Annotated in this window: 16 protein-coding genes and 1 other RNA gene; 7 read left to right on the plus strand and 10 right to left on the minus strand. The window is 40.6% G+C overall.

The genetic code is table 11. The features are described 5' to 3' along the window. Window positions 1-131 precede the first annotated feature (131 nt). The gene (locus QI031_RS15685; protein WP_281480593.1) at window positions 132-1,832 is read right to left on the minus strand and encodes a fasciclin domain-containing protein; all 1,701 of its coding nucleotides are present in this window, start codon (window positions 1,830-1,832) and stop codon (window positions 132-134) included. 1,100 nt (window positions 1,833-2,932) lie between these two features. Between QI031_RS15685 and QI031_RS15690 the strand changes: the two genes are divergently transcribed. After that, the gene (locus tag QI031_RS15690) at window positions 2,933-4,819 is read left to right on the plus strand and encodes an ABC transporter ATP-binding protein (protein WP_281480594.1); all 1,887 of its coding nucleotides are present in this window, start codon (window positions 2,933-2,935) and stop codon (window positions 4,817-4,819) included. 190 nt (window positions 4,820-5,009) lie between these two features. On the opposite strand, the gene QI031_RS15695 is transcribed toward QI031_RS15690, so the two are convergent. The 6 genes from QI031_RS15695 to mnmA all read right to left on the minus strand — a co-directional run bounded on the left by QI031_RS15695 (window position 5,010) and on the right by mnmA (window position 13,355). Further along, entirely contained in the window at window positions 5,010-5,987 is a 978-nt protein-coding gene (locus QI031_RS15695) for a ferredoxin family protein (RefSeq protein WP_281480595.1), read from the minus strand. 772 nt (window positions 5,988-6,759) lie between these two features. Further along, window positions 6,760-7,773 (minus strand): cytochrome d ubiquinol oxidase subunit II, encoded by a 1,014-nt coding sequence (locus QI031_RS15700; protein ID WP_281480596.1) that lies wholly within the window; start codon window positions 7,771-7,773, stop codon window positions 6,760-6,762. A gap of 8 nt (window positions 7,774-7,781) precedes the next feature. Next, entirely contained in the window at window positions 7,782-9,227 is a 1,446-nt protein-coding gene (locus tag QI031_RS15705) for a cytochrome ubiquinol oxidase subunit I (RefSeq protein WP_281480597.1), read from the minus strand. Window positions 9,228-9,581: 354 nt separating this feature from the next. Beyond that, window positions 9,582-11,366 (minus strand): putative bifunctional diguanylate cyclase/phosphodiesterase, encoded by a 1,785-nt coding sequence (locus QI031_RS15710; protein WP_281480598.1) that lies wholly within the window; start codon window positions 11,364-11,366, stop codon window positions 9,582-9,584. 429 nt (window positions 11,367-11,795) lie between these two features. Further along, complete coding sequence (locus QI031_RS15715; RefSeq protein WP_281480599.1) at window positions 11,796-12,026, minus strand: hypothetical protein; 231 nt, start codon at window positions 12,024-12,026, stop codon at window positions 11,796-11,798. A 279-nt stretch (window positions 12,027-12,305) separates the two neighbouring features. Beyond that, the gene (mnmA, locus tag QI031_RS15720; protein ID WP_281480600.1) at window positions 12,306-13,355 is read right to left on the minus strand and encodes a tRNA 2-thiouridine(34) synthase MnmA; all 1,050 of its coding nucleotides are present in this window, start codon (window positions 13,353-13,355) and stop codon (window positions 12,306-12,308) included. A gap of 266 nt (window positions 13,356-13,621) precedes the next feature. Here mnmA and QI031_RS15725 point away from each other — a divergent pair, with 266 nt between their 5' ends. Together QI031_RS15725 and QI031_RS15730 are read left to right on the plus strand one after the other, a co-directional pair. After that, the gene (locus QI031_RS15725) at window positions 13,622-14,443 is read left to right on the plus strand and encodes a hypothetical protein (RefSeq protein ID WP_281480601.1); all 822 of its coding nucleotides are present in this window, start codon (window positions 13,622-13,624) and stop codon (window positions 14,441-14,443) included. Between the two features lie 182 nt (window positions 14,444-14,625). Next, window positions 14,626-16,179: an NAD(P)H-hydrate dehydratase gene (locus tag QI031_RS15730; protein ID WP_281480602.1), complete on the plus strand. Its 1,554-nt coding sequence runs from the start codon at window positions 14,626-14,628 to the stop codon at window positions 16,177-16,179. A 285-nt stretch (window positions 16,180-16,464) separates the two neighbouring features. On the opposite strand, the gene QI031_RS15735 is transcribed toward QI031_RS15730, so the two are convergent. The 3 genes from QI031_RS15735 to QI031_RS15745 all read right to left on the minus strand — a co-directional run bounded on the left by QI031_RS15735 (window position 16,465) and on the right by QI031_RS15745 (window position 19,470). Beyond that, complete coding sequence (locus QI031_RS15735; protein WP_281480603.1) at window positions 16,465-18,054, minus strand: alkaline phosphatase D family protein; 1,590 nt, start codon at window positions 18,052-18,054, stop codon at window positions 16,465-16,467. A gap of 413 nt (window positions 18,055-18,467) precedes the next feature. Next, the gene (locus QI031_RS15740; protein ID WP_281480604.1) at window positions 18,468-18,836 is read right to left on the minus strand and encodes a hypothetical protein; all 369 of its coding nucleotides are present in this window, start codon (window positions 18,834-18,836) and stop codon (window positions 18,468-18,470) included. A gap of 313 nt (window positions 18,837-19,149) precedes the next feature. Next, complete coding sequence (locus tag QI031_RS15745) at window positions 19,150-19,470, minus strand: slr1957 family protein (protein WP_281480605.1); 321 nt, start codon at window positions 19,468-19,470, stop codon at window positions 19,150-19,152. 731 nt (window positions 19,471-20,201) lie between these two features. On the opposite strand from QI031_RS15745, the gene QI031_RS15750 reads away from it, so the two are divergent. The 4 genes from QI031_RS15750 to QI031_RS15765 all read left to right on the plus strand — a co-directional run bounded on the left by QI031_RS15750 (window position 20,202) and on the right by QI031_RS15765 (window position 23,601). After that, a complete protein-coding gene (locus tag QI031_RS15750) occupies window positions 20,202-20,693 on the plus strand; it encodes a pentapeptide repeat-containing protein (protein ID WP_281480606.1) in 492 nt (163 codons plus the stop codon). Beyond that, window positions 20,690-21,826 carry a 5-(carboxyamino)imidazole ribonucleotide synthase gene (locus QI031_RS15755; protein WP_281480607.1) on the plus strand — a complete coding sequence of 379 codons (1,137 nt, stop codon included), beginning with the start codon at window positions 20,690-20,692 and terminating at the stop codon, window positions 21,824-21,826. The genes QI031_RS15750 and QI031_RS15755 overlap by 4 nt, the downstream gene beginning before the upstream one ends. 60 nt (window positions 21,827-21,886) lie before the next feature. Further along, window positions 21,887-22,070: non-coding RNA, 6S RNA (ssrS, locus tag QI031_RS15760), on the plus strand. Window positions 22,071-22,359: 289 nt separating this feature from the next. Further along, a complete protein-coding gene (locus QI031_RS15765) occupies window positions 22,360-23,601 on the plus strand; it encodes a M16 family metallopeptidase (protein WP_281486048.1) in 1,242 nt (413 codons plus the stop codon). The last annotated feature ends 64 nt before the right edge of the window (window positions 23,602-23,665 follow it).

Genomic DNA, 23,665 nt, shown 5'->3' on the forward strand with positions numbered 1-23,665 from the left:
TCTTGAAGAAGTCGGGGATCTCGCAGCTCTTATATTTTTAGCTTTCTGATCTAAAAACCCCCGACATAGCTAGTCGGGGGAGAACACATTAGCCTTTGTAATTTTTAAAATCTCTGCCTGAGATTGCTCTTCTAAAAGTTGTAGCCAATCCCTAGTGAAAGACCGACATCAGTTTCATCCATAAAGGCTGCATTCACAGCACCGTTGATTGTAAAGCGAGAACTTAAAGGAAAATCTACACCGCCAGTTAATAAGAAGCCTAAATCAGCGTCATCGTTAGTGTCAATAGCTACACCAGCACCTACATAAGGAGATATAGAAAATGTTTGTTCGCCCAAAGCATCTACTGAACGTGGGGCAAAATCGAAAGTAACGGGAACTAAAACTATTGTCTCATCGCCAAACACTGCTGATGGCCGTACTGATATTGTACGTGTCAAACCAACTTTGCTAATCACTGCAATGTTAGTTTCGCCCAGAGCTGAATCGCCGCTTAAGCCAATATTACCAGCTACACCGATATAACTAGAACCACCACGAGTAGATCTACCTGGAGTCACATCATTGGGATTTTGTCCTTGAGTAGTTCCATCTTGTGACTGGCCAGCGTTTAGATTAGGTGGTACAAGAACTTGGTTAATTGGATAGATCACACCATTAGCAGCTGAAACACCCGGTTGCAGAACTCTAGCATCATTGACCGAAATTTGATTAGTAGCACTATCAACTTTAATATTGACAGATGAATCCTCGAAGGTTTTTACTTCTCCACCTGAAAGTTGAGTAGAAGTCAGTTCACCAGGAATAACGTGATATCTCAAGATCTTAATTAATAACTCTCTATTCTCTGGCTGCTGTAACTGCTGTAGCGTGCTAGGTGGTAAAGCTGCAAATGCTTCATCAGTGGGAGCAAACACTGTGTAAGGTCCTGGCTGTTGCAGAATATCTGTTAAACCTGCTGTCTTTAATAAAGAAGTCAAGGTTGTAAAGGAACTACTAGATGCAGCTAGGGAAACAATATCATTAGTATTTTGAGTGCTGCCACCTGCAACTATATAATTAGCAGCCGCAAGATTACTGGCAATGGGCTGTACCTGTCCTTGTTTAACCAAAGCTTGATACAAAATTGCTGCCGCTTCGGCACGAGTTAGAGGAGTTTGGGGGTTGAGTTGTTTAACGTCGGGATAATTGACAACTATATTAGATTGTGTCGCTGTTGCTACATCATTAACAGCATAGTTGGGGATGGCAGAGGCATCTGTGTAGTAAGTGTTAACATCAACTGGAGTGCCGCTGCTAGTTAAATTTAAACCACTTCTGAGAGCGACGATCGCCTGAACTTTAGGAATTTGCTGATTTGGCAAAAACACGTTTCCAGGATAACCTGCCATAAATCCAGTTTCGTAAGCTTTTTGGATGGCAGAGGTTGCCCAGTAATTACTAGGAACATCACTAAAACCACCTGAACTTAATTGACGCACCGCAGGTTGGTTAAAAGCTTTTTGAATCATCGCTGCAAATTCAGCACGACTCACAGATTGATTAGGCTTAAAGGAATTATCAGGAAAGCCAGCAATGATGTTTCTTTGGGCTAAAGCCTGAATAAACGGATATGCCCAATAATCTGCACTAACATCATAAAAATTAGGAGCAGCAGTTGGCGATGGTGTTGTAGATGGTGTTTCAGTCGGTGTTTCAGTCGGTGTTTCAGTTGGTACAGGAGTTTGGGCTGATGCTAAATTAGCGATCGCTAAAGGACTAACTGTAGCTGCTGTCAGTCCTAGAGCTAGCAAAGTTGTTCTTGCTGACGACAATTGAAATAAACTACCCATGTAAATCTCCTCACAAAAAAATTAGAGTAATTTTTAACTAAAGTGATTTCCTCTGGGAGGAAACTGCGTTCAGTCATGCTAAGTAGTGCAAACAAAAAAAATTTGCTTTACCTGGACATCAATAAGATTATTGAATTAGGCAAATATGATTGTGTCTGGTGATTATGACATCTGCTAATATTCAAGAGAGAAAATTAAGCATATATTGATGATATTTTCCAATTTTCATCCTAATTACACAACTAGCTAAAGACCAAAATTGTCAAAAAAAATTTCTATCCTTAGATAGATGAGCAGAATAAATAATTTAGAAAATCACGCTCAAAAATTTTCTGCATCTTTAATTAAAACTTGACAATTTTTTAGCTAAGTTGATGTCCAATACAATTATTTGGTTGTAATTTTACTAATATCTTTAGTTCTGAGCCTCCTAGTAATTATTTTGATTGATGCTAACCATTTGGCTAATCCTAAACTAAATTATCAAGTCTCAGATTACGGCTGTGACATCACATTTGCTAAATGAGAGAGCAATTTAGAAAATCGTTTTTAATTTTACATTAAATTTGTAGTATTTTTGCAATCCTACCTAGGATAGAATTTTGTTAAAATATGTATTTTTTATTTTTTATATGTAGAAAAAACAGACTTCGATAAATTTTTCAGATTCATTCGGTATCAGATGCTTGTGTTGCTAAATAGGCTAACTTCATGTCCGATTTGATGAATAAAAAACTCCACCCACGAGGGGATAGAATTTTTGGGCATGGGGAATCGGGCATAGGGCATGGGGAAGAAGTGATCAGTTATCACTGATAATTGATGACTGATTTAAATACCCACGTTAGCGAAGCAAGACGAAGTCCGGGGATGGAGTTTCTCGTCGCTTGTAATGAATATTCTTATATAGGTGTTTAGTATTGCAGAGGGGCAGGGAAGACAAAAAGACAAGGAAAGACGCTACGCGCTAAACGTAGCTATGCCGCAGGCTTTACGGGGGAGAGGTTTTCAACCTTATTCTTTTGATCAACAATAGAAATGCTACAAATGCTATAAAAGACGTGTTTTTCTGATTACAAAATTAATATAATGCTCTTACTATGAGCATTTACCAATCCTTGAAAAAATCTTATAGAAAAAGCCGCGATCGTAACAATGACTGGCGGTTATTTCTGCGTTTAGTACCTTATATCCGTCATAGCCAAGGAATACTAGTATTAGTAATGGTTTTACTGGTGCTGGTAGCCGTAGCTAATGCTGTACAGCCGCTGCTAATTGGACAGATTATTTCTTTAATTCGCAATGAACCAAGTGCCTACGAGTTTCTAAGGAATCGCCCCTTGGGGCAAGGGTTAAACATTCTTTTAGGGTTGCTAGTCGTTGCAATTACTACACGACTGATAGTAACAGGTCTTCAGGGTTATCTACTACAGAAGCTAGGGCAACAAATTACAGCTGCAATTCGTCGGGACTTATTTCATCACGTAACATCTCTAGCAGTGCGTTTTTTTGATCGCACACCCGTAGGTAAGTTAATTACTCGACTGACTAGTGATGTGGAAGTATTGGGAGATGTCTTTTCTACTGGGGCGATTGGGATTGTATCCAATATATTTTCTATGTTAGTTATCATTGGCGTGATGGTTTCTATCCAATGGCAACTTGCTTGCTTGCTATTAGTGATACTTTTACCCATCACCTCAATGATTATTTACTTTCAGCAGCAGTATCGCCAAGCCAACTACAAAGCACGAGAAGAACTTTCGATTTTAAACTCCCAGCTACAAGAAAATGTGGTTGGCATGAATGTAGTGCAGTTGTTCCGGCGAGAAAAATTTAATGCCCAAATGTTTCGCGACAGCAACGAACGCTACACCCAGCAAGTAGATCAAACCATTTTTTATGATTCAGCTGTTTCTGCAACCCTTGAATGGATTGGCTTAGTAGCTATTGCAGGTGTGCTTTGGTTGGGTGGTTGGTTACTGTTGGGAAATAATCTCACCTTTGGGACTTTATCAGCATTTGTTTTATATGCTCAAAGATTATTTGATCCTCTCAAAGATTTTGCTGAAAAATTTACTGTCATTCAAGCTGGGTTTACTGCTATAGAACGTGTTAGCGATATTTTAGATGAACCAATAGAAATCCGCGATCGCCCTACTGTCAATACACGTTTTTCGATGTTTGATGCTAAATTCGGCTACATTGACGAAATTGCTGCTGATTTAGAATCCGAAAATTTTCAAACTACGCCGGAATTAGGCGAAATCCGCTTTGAACATGTCTGGTTTGCCTACAAAGATGACGATTATGTCATTAAAGATTTAGACTTTGTGATTCATCCTGGTGAAAAAGTGGCATTAGTAGGCCCTACTGGTGCAGGTAAAAGTTCAATCATTCGTCTTTTGTGTCGCCTTTATGAACCCACTCAAGGGCGGATTTTAGTTGATGGCGTAGATATTAGAGAACTACCCCAAGCAGAACTGCGACGCTATTTAGCGGTGATTTTACAAGAAGGCTTTTTATTTGCTGGGGATGTTAAGAGTAATATTACTTTAGGCGATCGCTACACATTGGAAGAAATTGAAGAAGCTGCCCAAAAAACAAATGTTGCTCAATTCATTGAACAACTACCCCTAGGATATGATACTCAATTAAGAGAAAGAGGTACAAATATTTCTAGTGGCGAAAAACAACTGTTAGCCTTTGCCCGTGCAGCCATTCGCAATCCGCAAATATTGATATTAGATGAAGCAACCGCTAGTTTAGATGTAGGCACAGAAGCCTTAATTCAAGAAGCCTTAAACCAACTTTTAGTTAAACGTACTGCGATTATTATCGCTCACCGTTTGTCTACAATTCGCAATGTAGACCGGATTTTTGTGTTGAAGCGAGGTGAATTAATCGAACAGGGAAGCCATGACGAATTATTGCAACAAGGAGGAATGTATGCCACTTTACACAACTTGCAAATGTTAGGAACTTAGTGAATTTAATAATTTGATGCTTTCTGTTTTTTTACTCTAAAATAAAGAAAGTTTTTCACTAAAAACCTGAAAAGTTCGCTTTCAATGTAAATCATTTGCTAGGAATATCAATATAAACCTAGAAACCCACATAAAATCTGAGTTGTTTAATTACGAATTTGGTAGATGATAACCCTTTTCTTTCACTAAATCATATACTATAAGTTACGATTTTATGAGAGACAAGCCAGAAACTATCTACAGCATATTTGACAAATACAGATTTTTTTGTTGCCTTGCAAGAACTTTTTACTTGTAGAGTCTTTGTTTCATCTTTGACAAGTTTAGCTTGGTAAGTGTAAAGAGAGCCAGCTTTGTCTTCAAAAGTTAGTTCACCTAAAATAGTGTTGTTATCTAAACTTTGCTCAATAATTTTACCTGCCACTTGATAATTGAACCAATTCCATCCGTTTTTCAAAATGAGTTCTCTTTCTAAAATCTGAATCGCTGGAGGTAAAATTCCCCAGCCTCGATAGATTTTATTGAAACATTGAATATCACCAGTACGCGTCAAAATTGACCGGAATGACTCTTGTTCAAGCAGACCATAATATCTTCCTTCTGGTAAATCTATAGCTGTTGGTGCAAATCGATGTCCACCAAAATGACTGGATTGCCAAACCCGAATATTATCCAAGTGCAAATCAGAGATAGCAGCTTTAGCATAAAAATAAAAAGGATTACCATATCTAGCACAGCACTGATCATAGCTACCGTGGGTACACACTAAAATGTCTCTAGTTTTACTTGTTGCTATTTCATATTTAGGTGTTTTTCCCCGTAAATATTTTTTAATTACTTCGGCTACTTGTTCAATATTTGGTACTTGAAACTCTTGCTGACGATATCCGTGGCTTAAACCTGTTTGCCTTTGATAAATCAACAAAGTTGTATGATCTGACTTATGTGATAAATCATTAGCAATTAACAGAAATCTAATTGGCAATTTAGCACGATTTACCTCTTCTACCAAAATCTGCAAGTTTTTTGGTATCCATTTAGAATTAAAAGCTTCTGACATCCACGGTGGAGGACATTCAATTAAAATATAAGTTTGATAATTAATTGCACTACCAATAACATCTTCTCCTACCTTTCGGGCATAATCAGAACAAAAAAAAGTATTCATTGATCGTACTCATTAGATATATATTCAGAACAAAGGGTACAATAAACTAAAACTGTGTTTTGTGTTACATTCTCCTTGACTTAAAAAGAACGAAAAAAACTAATCTACATTTACTAGTTAATGCCAAGTAGCCACTTTATAACATCATTTTTCCTAAACATCTTTGCCATTAATAAAATCTCTACAATATAGCTGAACAAACTTCAAAGAAAAAGGTGTCCTTGTTCAATCCCTTGAATTGATAGAAATTTATTCTCCCTCCTTAATGATAATATTTATCATTTGAGATTGGTAAAGATTTTATGTATGTTTACGTTTTGTAATATAGTTCTTATATATGCATAGTTACTGAGAACCAATGCTACAGTTGGAAAAAACTATAGGACTAGTAATAGCAGTCCTTAATCATTCGTAAAACTCTTTTTCTCTTTCTTCGTGTCCTTTGCGCCCTAACGTGCGGCTTCCGCCTTATACCGTTTCACTTTAAAGTTGATACATTTGGGCAAGCAGGGGAGGCAGGGGGCAGGGAGCAGGGGAGGCAGAGGAAGCAGGGGAGGCAGGGGAAGCAGAGGGCAGGGGGAGTAAGAAAAGTAATTTGTATCAATAATTTCGTGAAATAGTATTAGCGGTATGCGGTTCGTTAAAAAGAATATTTTTCACAACTGGGATAGGATTGCTATACTTACTTAGTGTCTTAGTGACAAAAAAACCGGAATCACTAAGACACTTAAGTATGTTTAGGTCAAGTCAATTGTCAACTTATAGATGATATCTATTCTCCATATTGACCACCTGTTACCTTACCTCGAAAAACAATGTATTGGTAGAGGTTGTAAAACAGCATTATTGGGATAAGAAAGCCAATAAAGATAATCATGATTACTAGAGAACTAGGATCAGCAGCAGCTTCATAGATAGTGATCTTAGTGGGAATAATGTAGGGAAAGACAACCAATCCTAAGCCCAAAAACGTCAACACAAACAGCAAAATTGTCCAGACGAAAGGCGCTCTTTCTTCTTGGCGATTGAGACTTTGCAAAAGTTGCCAAATTAACCATACTCCCAAGATAGGAATGACAGCAAAGATGTAAACTAAAGGCTGTTGAAACAAACGCGATCGCGCACTTTCATAAATAATTGGTGTTGTAATCGTGATAAAAACAGCACCAATCAAAGTTGTCCAAGCGGCAAGTTTAGCAGTTTTGTAATGAGTTACCTGCAATTCCCCGGTGGTTTTCCACACCAGATAGGTAGAACCAATTAGCACATAAGCTTGAATTAACGTCAAAGCCACCAACGTCGAGGGAATACTCAGCCAATCCCAAGTTGTACCAATAAAGTGTCCCGTTTCATCAACCGCAATACCTTTGAGTACAGCACCAAGGGCAAATCCTTGACCGAGTGCAGCTAAAAAACTGCCAGCACCAAAAGCGAAATTCCAAAAGAATTTGCGGGTAGATAGCTCCCGAAATTCAAATGCTACAGCCCGAAAAATAAACCCAAACACCATCGTTAAAATCGGGATGTATAAAGCAGTCAAAATCGTGCCGTAAGCTAAGGGAAATGCACCAAATAAACCTCCTCCCATCAGTACCAGCCAAGTTTCATTAGCATCCCAGATGTTGCTTAAGCTGGTCATTAAGATGCCCCGGCGTTCATCATCAGAGGAGGTAAGAGACAATATCCCTACCCCCAAGTCAAACCCGTCTAACATTACGTACAGGAATAAGAACAGAGCTAAAACTACAAACCATACTTGGGGGAGAAAATAGCTGAGCGTCTCCATACAATCTCCTACTCTTGTGCTTCTACAGGACGTTCATCGGGAACAAACTCTCCAGGGGTAGTTTCCACGGCTGGTTTGTCTACTTCCATTCCTGGTATTGGTAGGTTTAAATTGGGGCCTCTACGGATAATGCGACTACCAAAGTACAAAACCGCAACAAATAAAATGCTGTAGACTGTGGCAAAGCCAGTCAGCGAGACTAAGACATTGCTAGCAGGGATATGAGATGCAGCGTCAACTGTACGAATTTGTCCGTAGAGAGTCCAAGGCTGTCTGCCTACACAGCGGACAATCCAACCAGACTCTACAGCGATGTATCCCAAAGGAGCCGCTAAAATCCAGCCGCGCATTAACCACTTTTGCTGAGCAATATTTTCGGCTGAGAGCTTACCCCGCAACCATTGCAATGTACTCAATAGCATTAAGCCAGCAAAGAAAAAGCCGATAGCAATCATGGTACGGAAAGCGTAGTAAATCAAACCAACCATGTGCGGACGATCCTCTGGTTGCCATTCTTTCAAGCCGCGTAGTGGTTCCGAAAGATTCTTTTTAAATTCCAGAATGTACCCTAATGCATTAGGTACGGTGATTTCCCAATCGTTTTTCTGAGCTTTTTCGTTGGGTATAGCTAAAAGACTCCAATCCGCAGGTTTGCCAGCAGGTGAAGATTCCCACTGAGCCTCCATTGCAGCGAGTTTTGTTGGTTGATAATGAAAAACTTGTTCGCCGCTTAAATGCCCGATGTATATTTGTAACGGAGCAACTGCGATCGCAGCTGCCAAAGCAATCTTCAAAGACTTAGCAAAAAACGCCTGATGGCGGTCTTTTAGCACATACCAAGCACTAATTCCACCAATCACAAACAAAGAAGTCTCCAATGTGGCAAAGAACATGTGCAGCACACTGTTGACCATGAAGGGATTTAAAATTGCCTGAAAGTAATCGTGGACAATAAATTTACCATTAACCATTTCTCCACCTGCGGGAGTTTGCATCCAGGAATTTGCTGTTAAAATCCACAGGGTTGATAAGTTAGCTCCTACAGCCACCAAAATGGTCGCAAGATAGTGAATGGCAGGGTTGACACGTTCCCAGCCAAATAACATAATTCCTAAAAATGCAGCTTCTAGCATGAATGCCCAAGAAGCTTCAAAGCCAATCACACTACCAAAAAAGTTCCCTGCTGCCTCAGAAAAAGGGGCCCAATTAGTCCCAAATTGAAATTCCATTGGGATACCTGTTGCTACACCAATCCCAAAGTTCAGAACGTAGAACTTAGACCAAAAGCGGGCATGAAGATAATAATCTGGATTACGAGTTTTCAGCCATACTCCCTCGACGATTACTAAATAAATCCCCATCCCTGTAGTCAGGACAGGCCAAAGCATGTGAAATATCGCAGTCAAAGCAAATTGCATCCGTGATAGCACCACAGAATCGGATAAAAATTCCACGAATTTTCCCCATTAGTTAGCCACACTTAACAGGATAGACTCATACTCTGTAGAGTCAACCTCAAAGGGGCAGCACTTCAACTACGCGGTAGTTGAATCTCGACTTCGCGGCAGTTGAGCGTAGTCGAAACTCAATTGCCGCGCAGCGCCGCACTGAGCCTGTCGAAGTGTCGAAACTCAGTGACCAAAGTTGAGGAGCTAGTTTGTTGCAGTGAGTCTAGCAATGCGTAAAGCTTAGCTATGCCGCAGGCTTTACGGGGGCGAGGTTTTCAACCTTATTGTTTTGATAAATATGCAATGATTTGTTCTATGCAGCGATCGCTTCTACTACTCTGTCAAGATAATTTTGCTGGGTTAATGTGAAAAAGTCCACTTCTTTTCTCCCCCTACTTCCCCTGCTTCCCCTGCTTCCCCTGCCTGCCTCCACCTGTTATTTTTGGGTTGACAGACCACTACTGGCTGACGCAACATTTGAGTAATTATATCAGCAGGGACAGGGCGACTAAAGTAAAATCCCTGACCTTCGTCACAGCCGCGCATTTGCAAATATTCCAGTTGTTCTTGAGTTTCTACGCCTTCGGCTGTGATGTTTAATCGCAAACTCTTGGCTAAGGCAATAATCGCATCGGTGACAGCGGCGCTATCAGGATTAGTCATTACGTCTTGCACAAATGATCGATCAATTTTTAACATGTTGACAGGAAAACGTTTCAAGTAGTTCAAAGAAGAATAGCCAGTACCGAAGTCATCCAAAGCCAGGGATATACCTAGTTCTCGCAATTGTTTTAGAGTTTTCATAGAGCGCTCAATGTCAGCCATTAAAAAGCTTTCAGTTACTTCTAATTCCAGATTCGATGCTTCTAGTTCTGTTTCTTGCAGAATTTGGCTGATTATCTCTACTAAATTGGGTAGTTCAAACTGTCGAGCTGATAAGTTTACCGAAATGCGAATTGGGGAAAATCCTGCCAGTTGCCAAGCACGGTTTTGGGCGCAAGCAGTTCGCAAAACCCATTCACCTATGGGTACAATTAAATTATTAGCTTCGGCAATGGGAATAAACTTTGTAGGAGAAACTAAGCCTAAAGTTGGATGTTGCCAACGAACTAACGCTTCCATCGCCATTATTTGTTTGCTGTGTAAATCAATTAGGGGTTGATAATAAACCAGCATTTCGTTACGTTCAAGTGCCCCATGTAATTCATTTTCTAAAGTTAGTCGCTGCCGTAATTGAGCATTAATTTCTGGTGAATAAAACTGGAATTGGTTACGTCCCTGCCGTTTGGCTTGATACAATGCTATGTGAGCTTGTTGTAATAGTTGATCCACACAATTTGGAGCTTCGCAGCCATTGATTGTAATACCGATACTAACTGTAATATGAATCGAGTTGCCTGCTATCAAAAAGGGTTTTGCCAGGGTAGTTAGTAGCAGTTGAGATAACTTGATTATACTTTCAAAAGAATGAATCTCGATTTGAGCGATCGCAAATTCATCTTTACCCAAATGAGCCAAAATATCTGTTTGAGCTATGCAGGTTGTCAAACGTTGGCCAACTGCTCTTAACAATAAATTAGTTTGTTCATGTTCCAACGTATGACTCATAGCCGTGAAATCATCGATACCCAATAAAAAAACTGCTACAAGCCCTTGATGGTTTGGAGGTTGAGATAAGGTATTATTAAGGCGATCGCCAAACAAATCTCGATTGGGTAAACCAGTCAAATCATCATAGTTAGTGATGTAGTGAATTAGCTCATCCAGTTTGTGCAAAGTTTGTGAAGTATCTGCCATCAATGTCCCTGCTTCATCGGCAAACTGTATAGGTAGTTCAGGTAATGTTTTGGTGTTTAGATAATTTTGTAGAGCAGCAGATGTCAAAATAACTGGGGCGAGAAGATGGCGGAGTGCATAAAGAGTAGCTGCCGTACCCGCTAACGTAGCAAACAAAGCAATAATCAAAACTTGTGCTGCCATCTCCAAAGAATAAGAATTGGAGATGACGAAACTAAAAAGTAAAGTCAAAAGTGGTACATGCGTTCCTAAAAATGCCACCAACATAATTTTGGCGGTATAACTTTTCTTGAGTACTCTCAAATGAGCTAAGGACGAGTACAGGAAAAGTCTGTGATTTAACTTCATAGATTCTGAGCAAGATTTAGCAAATTGGTTGTGAAATACCCTGATAAAAAGATGTTTTTAATTCACAAACTATGGCACTCAACTCTAATAGATTGTGAATCTAAATCAGGTTATATGTTATGTTTCCCAATATTGCTTTCTACTTAATCAATATTTAGATGTATTTTCAATAAAGCTGATTAAATAGTTGTTTTTTTATGAAGATACAAATTTTTAATCACGAACCGCCCTACGGATTTAGTAATGATGCAAAAAAATTGTAGGTTTGGTTGACGTAAGGAAACCAAACCTACGCCTGATAACTTCTTCTCCATGCCTCATTCTTACTTGCCCTGATTTTAGCCTGAGCGCAGCCTCTGGTAGAGAAGAGATCCCCTATGTCTATGCCCAAAAACTTCACCCACAAGAGGATGGAGTTTTGTATAATAGCTACTTAACGAGAGAATTTAAACGTTTGTAGCGCTTATTTTGTATTGACCAATATCTACAAACTTCTGTGACAAGTTCTATTTCTTCTTTCGTCAGCAGTTCATCCGGTTTCCCAGATGCTAAAATCTTAGCTGCTTTCGCTGCTTTTTCGTATTCCACACCGTACTTAACTAATTGTGTATGAAATATCCTCTCTTTTTCTGCCGCTGTTGTTGAAAACTTACGTTGCATAAATAGACAAAGATGAAAATGTTTTGAGTTACATGCATAAAAAATGTATTTATAATATTAAGTCTCACAAAACTTAAAGTTAATCACGTCTATCTAGAGACACATAAGCAAATATACTTAATATTTTCTTTATAAATCAGGACTTACGTTTAAGCTCATCCCACCCCCACGAGGGGCGGGATTTTGTATCAGTGGTCAGCGGTTAGTGGTCAGTTGTCAGTTGTCAGTCGTGTTTTTTCTTCTTGCCCTCTGCCCCATGCCCCATGCCCAAAAACTTCTTCAAGATTCAATAATTCCTCCACCCAACACTTTATCGCCGTCGTACCACACGGCGGCTTGTCCGGGGGTAATGCTAAATTGAGGTTCATCAAATACCAAACGGACGCGGGAGTTTTCTAAGGGGATTACTGTTACGGGTTCGGGGTGAGAACGATAACGGATTTGTACTTCCGCACGAATGGGGGTAGAAGGTTCCACAATAGAAACCCAATTTACCCGATTTACTGTGCATTCCGGCTGAGTTACTTTAGTGCGATCGCCTACAATCACTTTATTATTCACTGCATCTAATTCAATTACATACAGCGGTTCGGGTGCTGCTATACCCAAGCCTTTACGTTGTCCAATGGTGTAGTGATGCACACCATCATGTTGCCCCAAAATTTTGCCTGTGGTATCGACAATGTCACCTTGCTTGGGAGCAAGATATTTATCTAGAAATGCTCGCATGGAACCGTTGCTTTCCACTAAGCACAAATCTTGACTTTCTGGCTTATCGGCAGTTTTAAGTCCATATTCAGCGGCGACGCGGCGGGTGTCGGTTTTTTGTAATTCACCTAGAGGAAATACGGTTGCTGCCAGTAATTCTTGAGACAAATCGTAAAGAAAATAAGACTGGTCTTTATTTCGGTCAACAGCCCTTAATAGCTGATAGCGTTCAGTAACTTCGTCATAGTTAATTTGAGCATAATGACCAGTGGCAATGCGATCGCATCCCAATTGTTCGCAGGCATACTGCACCATTGGCCCAAACTTGACAGTTTTATTGCACTGAGAGCAAGGTAGAGGCGTGATCCCAGCACTATAACCAGTCACGAGGTAATCGACAATATGGGTTTGAAAGACATCCCGCATATCGACAATTTGATGGGGAACGCCTAATTGTTCACAAATATAAGCCGCGTCGATCATTCCTTCAGAGCAACATTGACCTTTGCCTTTCATTAGCCAAAGAGTCAAACCAATTACTTCATAGCCCTGATTGTGTAGGATAGCAGCAGCGGTGGAACTGTCAACGCCACCGGAAAGACCAACGACGATTTTTTTCATATCTCTAAATTTTATTTACGCTACGCGGGTCAGTTGTCAGTTGTTAGTTGTCAATAGATGGTGGGCTAACCAAAATAAAATCGGTGTTATTTAGTCAAATCAGCTTTGCGATCGCTCAAAGTTGCGTATACGTTACCTTGCTAATGCATTAGTGAATTTTTTTCAGTTATATTGATTGCAACATGGGCAAGCTAATTCTAAGCTAACACTATATAGTTGCTATAACGGTGCATTCATTAAGTTTCCGAACTAGAAATATTATTACTATGTCCAGTCAAATATCGAGTAAATTTATCACATTTCAGATTCTGCCCTTACTTGTAGGAAGTTGGTTGGCGCTGATTTTCCACAGTTATCCAGCACAAGCGCAAATCAACAATGATCAAGGCATTTTGCTAACTCAAGGAACTTTACCGCCGCCACCAAACGTCCCAGGAACTTATTATGGGCAGCAACCATTACCGCAGCTGCAACCCTCCCAACCAGGACAGCCTTATTATCCTTACGAGCAAAATTTACAGCCTGCTCAACCAGTACAAGAATATCAGTATCAGTATGAATATCAGCCCTCTCAACCTCAATATAACCAAAACTGGGAGCGTTACTTAGTATATGTTGAGAGTAATAATTACCAAACGCTACAACAAATCAAGCAAATAGAACCTGGTGCTTATATCCGGCAATACAGAGGACGTTCTGTTATTCAGTCAGGAGTTTTTAGCAGACCATCAAATGCCCAAGAACGGGTTAGACAACTGCAATCATACGGCATATATGGCGCACAGATTGTCAATTTCAATAACGGTCAGGAAGTACTTGCTTCCCCAAGTGGCAGTAATATAGTCAATCCTAGGGGTAGTAGTTCTCGATATTATGTCGTTATTCCTACCAGTTCAGAAAATTTGAATGCACTTGCAGAACAGGTTGGACGGAGTGTAGCACAACCTGGTGCTGTGCTTGCAAGACAAAAGCCGTTGGGGCTACATGTAGCTGTAGGGCCTTTTCCTGGGCGAAAAGATGCCACGCAATGGAACAACTATCTACGAAATTTAGGTTTCGGTGATGCTAGGGTTTACTACGGTAAGTGAAGGGGGCATGGGGCATTGGGCATGGGAAAACATTTAGGACTTACGCAAGAACTCTCCCAAACCCTCTTAACTTAGTGTACTTTGTGTCCTACCCTGCGGGAAGCCGCTGACGCGTCTATGTGGTTAGTTTTTCCATAGTTTTGCGTAAGTTGTGACATTGAATAATTCAGGGCTTAGAACTGATGCATGATAGGCAAGAATACATTTCACAAATCGTAGTCACCGCTGAACAAATGCGGGATATTGAAGGGCGGATATTTGCAGCAAAAATGCCTGTGGCGGCTTTGATGGAAAAGGTGGCAGGATTAATTGCTTGTCGCATCCAAGAGATAATTCCTTCACACCCCGTTATTAAGTCTCGTGTCGGGATTTTAGTAGGCCCTGGTCATAATGGTGGTGATGCTTTGGTGGTAGCCCGTGAGTTACATTTTCGCGGGTATGAAGTTAGCATCTATTCGGCTTTTTCTAAGCTGAAGGAATTAACATCGCAGCATTTGCAATACGCCCAAAGTTTGGGTATTCCATGTTTTCAAGAATGTACACAATTATCAGACTGTGATTTTTTCATTGATGGATTATTTGGATTTGGTTTAGAAAGAGCGATCGCTGATCCTATAGCTTCTACAATTAATCAGATCAATAATTGGCATAAACCGATTATTAGTATTGATTTACCTTCGGGTTTGCACACCGATACAGGCGAAGTTTTGGGAACTGCTATTCGTGCTACTCACACATTTTGCTTGGGTTTGTGGAAGCTGGGTTTTTTACAAGATCAGGCTTTAGAATATATCGGCAAAGCTGAATTAATCGATTTTGATATTCCTTTAGCTGATGTGCAAGCTGTTTTGGGAAATACACCGCAGATTAAACAAATTACAAAAGCAACGGCACTTTCTACTCTTCCTTTACCCCGTCCGTCAGTTACTTACAAATATAAAGAAGGTCATTTACTGTTAATTTGTGGTTCACGTCGCTATGCTGGTGGGGCAATTTTAACTGCTTTGGGGGCGCGTGCTAGTGGTGTAGGGATGCTCTCTATCGCTGTACCAGAATCTTTGAAACAACTTTTGGTGTCTCATTTGCCAGAAGCGCTGATTGTTGGTTGTCCAGAGACGGAAACCAAAGCCATTGCACATTTACAATTACCAGAAAAGACTGATCTAAGTTCTTTTAGTGCGATCGCTTGTGGCCCTGGTTTAACATTAGATGCTACTTCTATTGTCGAACAAGTAATCAATAGCGATCGCTCTTTAGTTCTTGATGCTGATGGTTTAAATATTTTGGCACAATTGGGAACAATCCCCACCTTACAAAAGCGTCAAGCAGCAACGGTACTCACACCCCATACTGGCGAATTTCAAAGGTTGTTTCCTAATATTGCAGAACCCAAACAAGATAGAGTCAAAGCTGTACGGTCAGCAGCAGACCAAACTGGGTCGGTAGTCCTATTAAAAGGCGCAAGAACGGCGATTAGTAACCCTGAAGGCTTAATTTGGATTAATCCTGAAAGTACCCCGGCTTTAGCCCGTGGCGGTAGTGGTGATGTCTTAACTGGCCTACTGGGTGGATTATTGGCACAAGCGGCTACTAAACAAATTGCCGTTGAGGATATTGTGGCGACTGCGGCTTGGTGGCATTCGCAAGCAGCTATTTTAGCAGCCCAAGAGCGTACAGAATTAGGTGTAGATGCGTTTACATTGACACAATATTTAATGAGAGTTGTTAGTAATTAAATGTGAGTTCTATAAAACTAAGCATTCAAAGCCTCAGCACACATTGGGATTTGGCTGTGCCATTCTCAGTATGATATTTGTATCAATGAGATATGCCACTAAATATCCTCATCCTCATAGATACCTGCCCGACTTACGGCATAGCTTAATATTTGTAGGTTGGGTTGAGGAACGAAACCCAACATGTCTGGGGTTTTTTTGGGTTTCACTTCGTTTAACCCAACCTACAATGATCCTTAACCGAGTAGTATTGCTTACGCTCCTATCTCTAAAATGCTGCTAAAACTAGCCTTGCTGTACTCCCAAACGACCGTTTTCAACCACAAATGAAGCACGTTTACTAATTGTGCCAAATTGAGTTGTCACTTCTGACATTACTAAATAATCCGTCTTCCACATTCTAGAAGTCAATTCGCAACGGGCATATCCTCGTTGACCATTGAAAAATTTAATGTGGGGATTATCTGGTAAGTAAGCTTGAACTGTGGGGTTTGTGTCAGAACCATCTCCACCAGAGCTAATCGAGCTACAAACAAATTCGCTTCCTACTATAGGCGATCGCGGGTTATCAAAGTCAGTCTTTAAATCCATTGCCCAATGAGAATGCACATCACCTGCTAAAGAAATGGGATTAGAGGGACGACGCTTTTCTAGGAAATCCGTCAAGCGATCGCGGGAAGCTAAATAACCATCCCACTTATCCATACTATAAGTTCCACCTTCGCCCGGTGTCATATCTCTTTGGGCGATGGGAACTTGTTGAGCTAAAATATTCCATTTAGTTTCAGAGCGATTCAAACCGTCAAATAACCAATCCTCTTGACGTTTACCAGTAATTGTTGCCTGTGGATCAAAGTTCTCTGGACAACGTTCTTTGGTTCCATCTCCGCAGGGCTGATCAGTGCGATATTGACGGGTATCTAAAACATTAAAGGTTGCCAAATTACCAAAAGACAGGCGACGGTACAGTTGCATATCAGAACCACGCGGTCGTGAGAAAGGACGCAGTGGCATGTGTTCGTAGTAAGCTTGATAAGCCAATGCTCGTCGCTGGAGAAAAATCGCTCGGTTTTGATCTGGTTCGTTATCAACTTCTGAGATGTCATTAGCGTAGTTGTTTTCTACTTCATGATCATCCCAGGTAACAATCCAAGGAAATGCTGCGTGGGCTGCTTGCAGATCAGGATCGGCTTTGTAGAGGGCGTAACGATTGCGGTAATCTTCCAGCGTCAAAATTTCTGGACTATTGTGCTGTCTAACGGCATTTGCTCCAATTCCCCCCTCGTAAATATAGTCCCCAACATGCACAACTAAATTGAGGTCTTCTTGAGCCATGTATTTGTAAGCAGTATAATAGCCCTGCTGATAGTTCTGACAAGAAGCCAGGGCAAAGTTAAATCTATTCAAATAGCTCTCTGGTAAAGGGGCGGTACGAGTCCGACCAGTTGGACTAGCGTAATTACCCACATTAAACCGATACCAATACCAAGTATCCGCTTGCAGTCCATCAACAACAATCCGAACTGAGTGAGCCATTTCTGGGGTAGCAAACTCAGTACCTTTAGCTACAATGCGTCTCATCTTCGCATCGGTTGATACTTCCCAGCGAATTGGCACATTTAGGGGTGGCATTCCCCCTCCATTTAAAGGTTCGGGAGCTAAACGAGTCCAGAGAACTACACTACTTGGATATGGTTCACCTGATGCTACACCAAGTGTAAAAGGATATTTGGAAAATCTACCTCTAGCTATCGCTCTTTGATGGGGAAACTGGCTAGCAATCATTAAACCAGTAAATGCTCCTGCCCCAATGATTAAGTTGCGTCGTTTGATTCGGCTGTGCAGCAACAGCTGGAAATTTTCGTAACTTCCCATCTTCCCTGATTCCTTAGGTGAATTGAAGCAGAGCAATATCTGACACCACAAAGGCAAAACAATTACAGGTTCACTTTTTAATCAATACTTTTGCTCAATTAAGCTTCAACCATCAAATTTTTCTGCCAATTATGATGTGTCAAACAATACTTTGCTGCTTCGACCCTACCAAGGAGATGTTAATTCTTCACCAAGATACAGTTAATATCAACTTAATAAGTAGTTAGGTAAAATTAAAGAAACTCCATGCCATTTACAAGATAGAGTTTTTGTCGGTGGTCAGTGGCAATCACATTTTTTAAGACTATGCTACTTGCACTTTGGGGATATTAAACTAACGGGAGTTCGACAAGCCTTATTTGACCTCTTCCCCAACCCCTCTCCGTGTCGGAGAGCTACGGTGTACACACAAGTCATCTAAAACTGCCCCATTGACTGACAATGCCAATGTCTCGACTAATATCATGTTCGGTAAAAGGCTTATCATTAAGACCGCAGGGGGGCAGGGAGCAGGGAGCAGGGGGAAAGAGATTTTTAATATTTTTGCATAGATGCCCGGAATCATAACTAATCAAGCGAACATGATATAACAATGCCAATGTCTCGACTAACAATACCAATGTCTCGACTAACAATGCGATTGTATCGACTGACAATGCCAATGTCTCGACTGACAATGCGATTGTATCGACTGACAATGCCAATGTCTCGACTAACAATGTGATTGTATCGACTGACAATGCCAATGTCTCGACTAACAATGTGATTGTACTGGCCTGCAAAAATTAACCCACCTTACGTTATACAGCAACTCTAAAAGACTTGTGTGTACACGTTAGGTGTCAAAGAGGGGAGCCAAAAGCTCAATTTTCCGTTACTCCTCCCTTTCCGTTTCAAAGAGGGAGGCTGGGAGGGAGAGGTTCATCGAACTCACGTTAAACTAGATCAAAAACTAACTGACAGCTGACAACTAACAACTGACAAATTTAGTAATTTTTAGACTTTTCAGTTATTTAAAACAAAACTAAAACTGCCCTTGCTGGTAGTTAGTGCAAGAGCAGTTTTTTTATATTCAAACCCAAACCAACTAAGGAACTATACATCCTCAAGTTCAAATTGAGCGACTGTAACAGCGTTAAAAGCAAAAGCAAAAACCAATGGCATTGGACATCTGAATACAAAGGTAGAAACAACTGCTGCGACTGTGCCAATCACTGCTGACATCGACCACAATCTTTCTTCTAAGGTTAATCCTTTTTCAGCTTTAATCACTCTTAGAACATGACTAGGAATTGGTTCAGGCATGACTCCTCCAGGAGGAAAAGCCCAATAGCTGTTACGCCGTTCGACAAATAATTCTGTCCAGCCATTTTCTTGACACCATGCTTCGATCCAGTCAACAGAGTAATGTGTCATATCGGTGTGGGTAATTCGACTTGTTGAATTTGTGTAGTGGGTGAAAATAAATCTTGAGGGGGATTTGAAGAATAGTTAAATAATTACTATGCAGTTACAGTTAATTCTCCTCTGGTAAAGCTTGCTGAACATATTCTTGCTCGAAGCAATGCTCATTACTCACCTTAATTAAAAGACTAACAGTCAATAGTGGCTGTTGACCTCAAAAGACAATAAACTTTACTTGAAAAGCTTTAATGTCAAGAAATGTAAATACTCAGCGATCGCTTGATTAACAAATCCACTTTTGATGTCAATAATTGTAAATTTTCTAGTTAGCTAATACTTTCTTTGATTTATTTAATTTCTAAAAGTTAAATCTTATGCTAATTATATTTAGTTGCGAATTAGTCACTCTATCTCTAGTAATAAATCCTAGGATATTTTAGTGCGATCGCCAACTGAATATTACAGAACATTAAAAGTGTACATTGCATAACGTCTAACTAATTTTTCTAGGGGAACTCGAAAAAATAAATTATCCAAATTTATTCAGACTCTATTTTTCTTACTCCCCCTGCCCCCGGTCACTAAGTTTCGACTACGCTCAACTGCCGCGTAGCCGAAGTGCTGCTCCCCTGCCTACCTCAACGGTGGGATATTTTTTGAGTTGGAAGTCCCTAATCTCCGGTCTGTTTGAGATGCGGTAAGCTTAAATGCAGTGATGGAACATCAAATTGGCTACTTAGATTATGTTTTGGAAGCAAGGAATAGCATTAATTTTGGGGATAATAGTATTTTTCTTGGCTTCCCCAGCGCAAGCGGTAGATTGGACTCACCCTTTCTCATTTAGCAATGCAGAGTTATCAAGGCGTGATTTTTCTGGTCAAACTTTGCAAGCTGCGGAGTTTTCTAACGCCAATATGGAAATGATTAACTTTCAAGATGCAGACTTGCGGGGAGCAGTCTTAAGTGCTTCGGTAATGACGCAAGCAAATCTGCATGGAGCAGATTTAACTAATGCGATGGTTGATCAGGTAAACTTAACTGGGGCTGATTTAAGTGATGCCGTTTTAAAAGAAGCTCTTTTACTTCGTGCCATTTTTCCTGATGTGAATATAGAAGGTGCAGATTTCACTGATGCAATTTTAGATGGCGCACAAATTAAAGAACTGTGCAACAAAGCCAGTGGAGTAAATTCTAAAACTGGCGTAGAAACTCGTTATTCTTTGGGATGTCGATGAAGCGCGTTGGTGTAATTGGTGGTGGGCAACTTGCCTGGATGATGGGGGATGCCGCAAAAAAGTTAGGGGTAAAATTGGTAGTGCAGACTCCTAGTAAAGATGACCCTGCTGTATCCATTGCTCACGACAAGGTTTTTGCCGCAGTTGATGATGTCATTGCTACTGAGGTTTTAGCAACCAAAAGCGATGTCATCACCTTTGAAAATGAATTTGTGAATTTAGCTGCTTTATCTGTTCTAGCTGGGCAAGGTGTATGCTTTCGTCCTAGTTTGGGGGCTTTGGCTCCTCTTTTAGATAAATATCATCAACGTTGCTATTTACGTGATTTAAAACTACCTGTTCCCCAATTTTTTGCCTTGGAACCACAGGAAGATATTGCATTTAAGGTAGAACATTTAAATTTTCCCCTAGTTCTCAAATCCCGCCGTCATGGCTATGACGGACAAGGTACTTTTATCATCCAGAATTTAGCTACTTTGCAGCAAAAGCTAAATTCCAGCAACTTAACTTTGTTTTTAATCGAGGAATTTGTACCCTTTACCAGAGAACTAGCAATAATTGCGGCTCGTTCTGTAGCAGGTGAGATTGTGACTTACCCAGTGGTAGAAACCCAGCAAGAACAACAAGTGTGTAGACGAGTGATTGCCCCAGCAGATATTACACCCAATCAAGCAGCAGAAATAGAGGCGATCGCCCATACTTTACTCAATAGCTTGCAAGCAGTAGGAGTTTTCGGCATTGAGTTATTTCTGACTCATGACGGTAAGGTGTTAGTTAATGAAATTGCTCCTCGTACCCATAATTCTGGGCATTTTTCCCTGGATGCTTGTGAAACATCTCAGTTTGAACAACACTTAAGAGCCGTTTGTGGTTTGCCTTTGGGTAGTCCCGCTTTACAATGTGCTAGTGCTGTGATGGTTAACCTCTTGGGATATGAAAACTCTCATAGTGACTACCACAGCCAACGCCAACAACTAGCAGCGATTCCCCGCGCTTTTGTTCACTGGTATGGAAAAACAACATCCCGTCCTGGGCGTAAGTTGGCACACGTTACTGTTTTGCTAGATGATCAAAACCAAGATACCGCAAGTGCCATCGCTCATAATATAGAATCTATCTGGTATCCCAGCTAAATTCGTGCTTAATTTCTGATCTTGAACACACAACCTGTTTTAGAAAGCTATAATGAGTTAGTTGCACTGCGACGTTGGTGACTGCCATCAAGTTTTTTGATCTATGTCTTTAAAGAAAAGGGAGCTAAATATTTCTCGTGGCAGTAGACCGGGCATGTACCCGGAAACTTTAAACGTAGAACATCGGTTCCCACCTGGTTTAACCAGGTCATAAACTTAGGTAAAACGGCGTTGCGGTGAACTCAAAATTATCAAGCTCCCAGATTTAGCAAGAACTTGGGAGCTTATTTTTTGGACGTATGTGAAGCAGGGGAGCAGCACTTCGACTACGCTCAGTGACCGGAGCAGAGGAGAAAATAATATCTATAGCTCCATGCCCCATGCCCCATGCCCAATGCCCAATGCCCAAAAAAAAACAAAATCTGTATAGGTTGATTCTAAATTAGCGATCGTTCGGAGTTAAGATAACAAAAATTACATTAAATTGTGGTTAAAGCTACAAAAAATTGTCACAAAAACAAATTACTAATACCGTGTTTCCAGCCTCGGTTCTCCGACTAGACAGTGGTTTAACATTTATTCATCAACAAATTCCCACTACTCCTGTAGTTGTGGCTGATGTTTGGGTGCGTGCTGGAGTAACCCTTGAGCCTGAACCTTGGTTTGGCATGGCTCACTTTTTAGAACACATGATTTTTAAAGGTACAGCAAAACTAGCCCCTGGCGTGTTCGATTACAAAATTGAAAACGGGGGTGGTGTAAGTAATGCAGCCACAAGCTACGATTATGCTCATTACTCTTTAACTACAGCTGCTCCTTATTTAGCAGATACGCTACCCCATTTAGGAGAATTATTGCTAAATGCGGCAATTCCAGATGATGAATTTATCCGCGAACGAGATGTGGTACTTGAGGAAATCCGTTCTTGTAATGATGATCCCGATTGGATAGGATTTCAAGCCCTTAATAAAAGCATTTATCAACACCATCCTTATGGGCGTTCTGTGTTGGGTACTGAAAAAGAACTGATGCAGCAGTCACCAGAAGCTATGCGCTGTTTTCATCGCACTCATTATCAACCGGAAAATATGACAGTAGTGATTGCGGGGGGAATTGCCCAACAGCAAGCTTGGGAGTTGGTAAATTGCTCATTTGTTGATTTTGCCGAACGCTCTAATTGTCCACCATCTCCAAAGGTGGTAGAGCCAGTTATCACTGGGATTTGTCGTCAAGAACTGTGTTTACCTCGCTTAGAGCAAGCACGGCTAATGATGGCATGGGTTGTCCCAGGAGTAGAACAGCTGCGAACTGCTTATGGTTTAGATATATTGTCAGTATTATTGGCAGAAGGGCGGACTTCGCGTTTAGTGCGCGATTTGCGAGAAGAATTGCAATTGGTACACGGAATTTATAGTAATTTTTCTTTACAGAGAGAATCAAGTTTATTTACTATTACTGCTTGGTTAGAGCCAGAAAACTTAGAGCAAGTTGAGTACTTAATTCTGACTCATTTAGATAATTTGCAAAATCAAGGAATTAATGAACAGGAACTTGTGCGTACACGCAGATTACTTTGTAATGAGTACGCTTTTTCTACAGAAACGCCAAATCAGCTGACTGGTCTTTATGGTTACTACAATACCATTGCCCAAGCTGAATTAGCTGTGGCATATCCTCATCAAATTCAATCATTAAATGCTCAAGAACTGCAACAATTAGCTAAACAGTATCTTTCACCGCAGAATTACGCGGTTACTATACTTAAACCCTGTTAGTCAGTGGTCAGTTGCTATAAGCAGCCGTCATGAACTGCATACACTAGAACGAATGAAAATTATT

The organism is Halotia branconii CENA392 (assembly GCF_029953635.1).
Taxonomy (GTDB): domain Bacteria; phylum Cyanobacteriota; class Cyanobacteriia; order Cyanobacteriales; family Nostocaceae; genus Halotia; species Halotia branconii.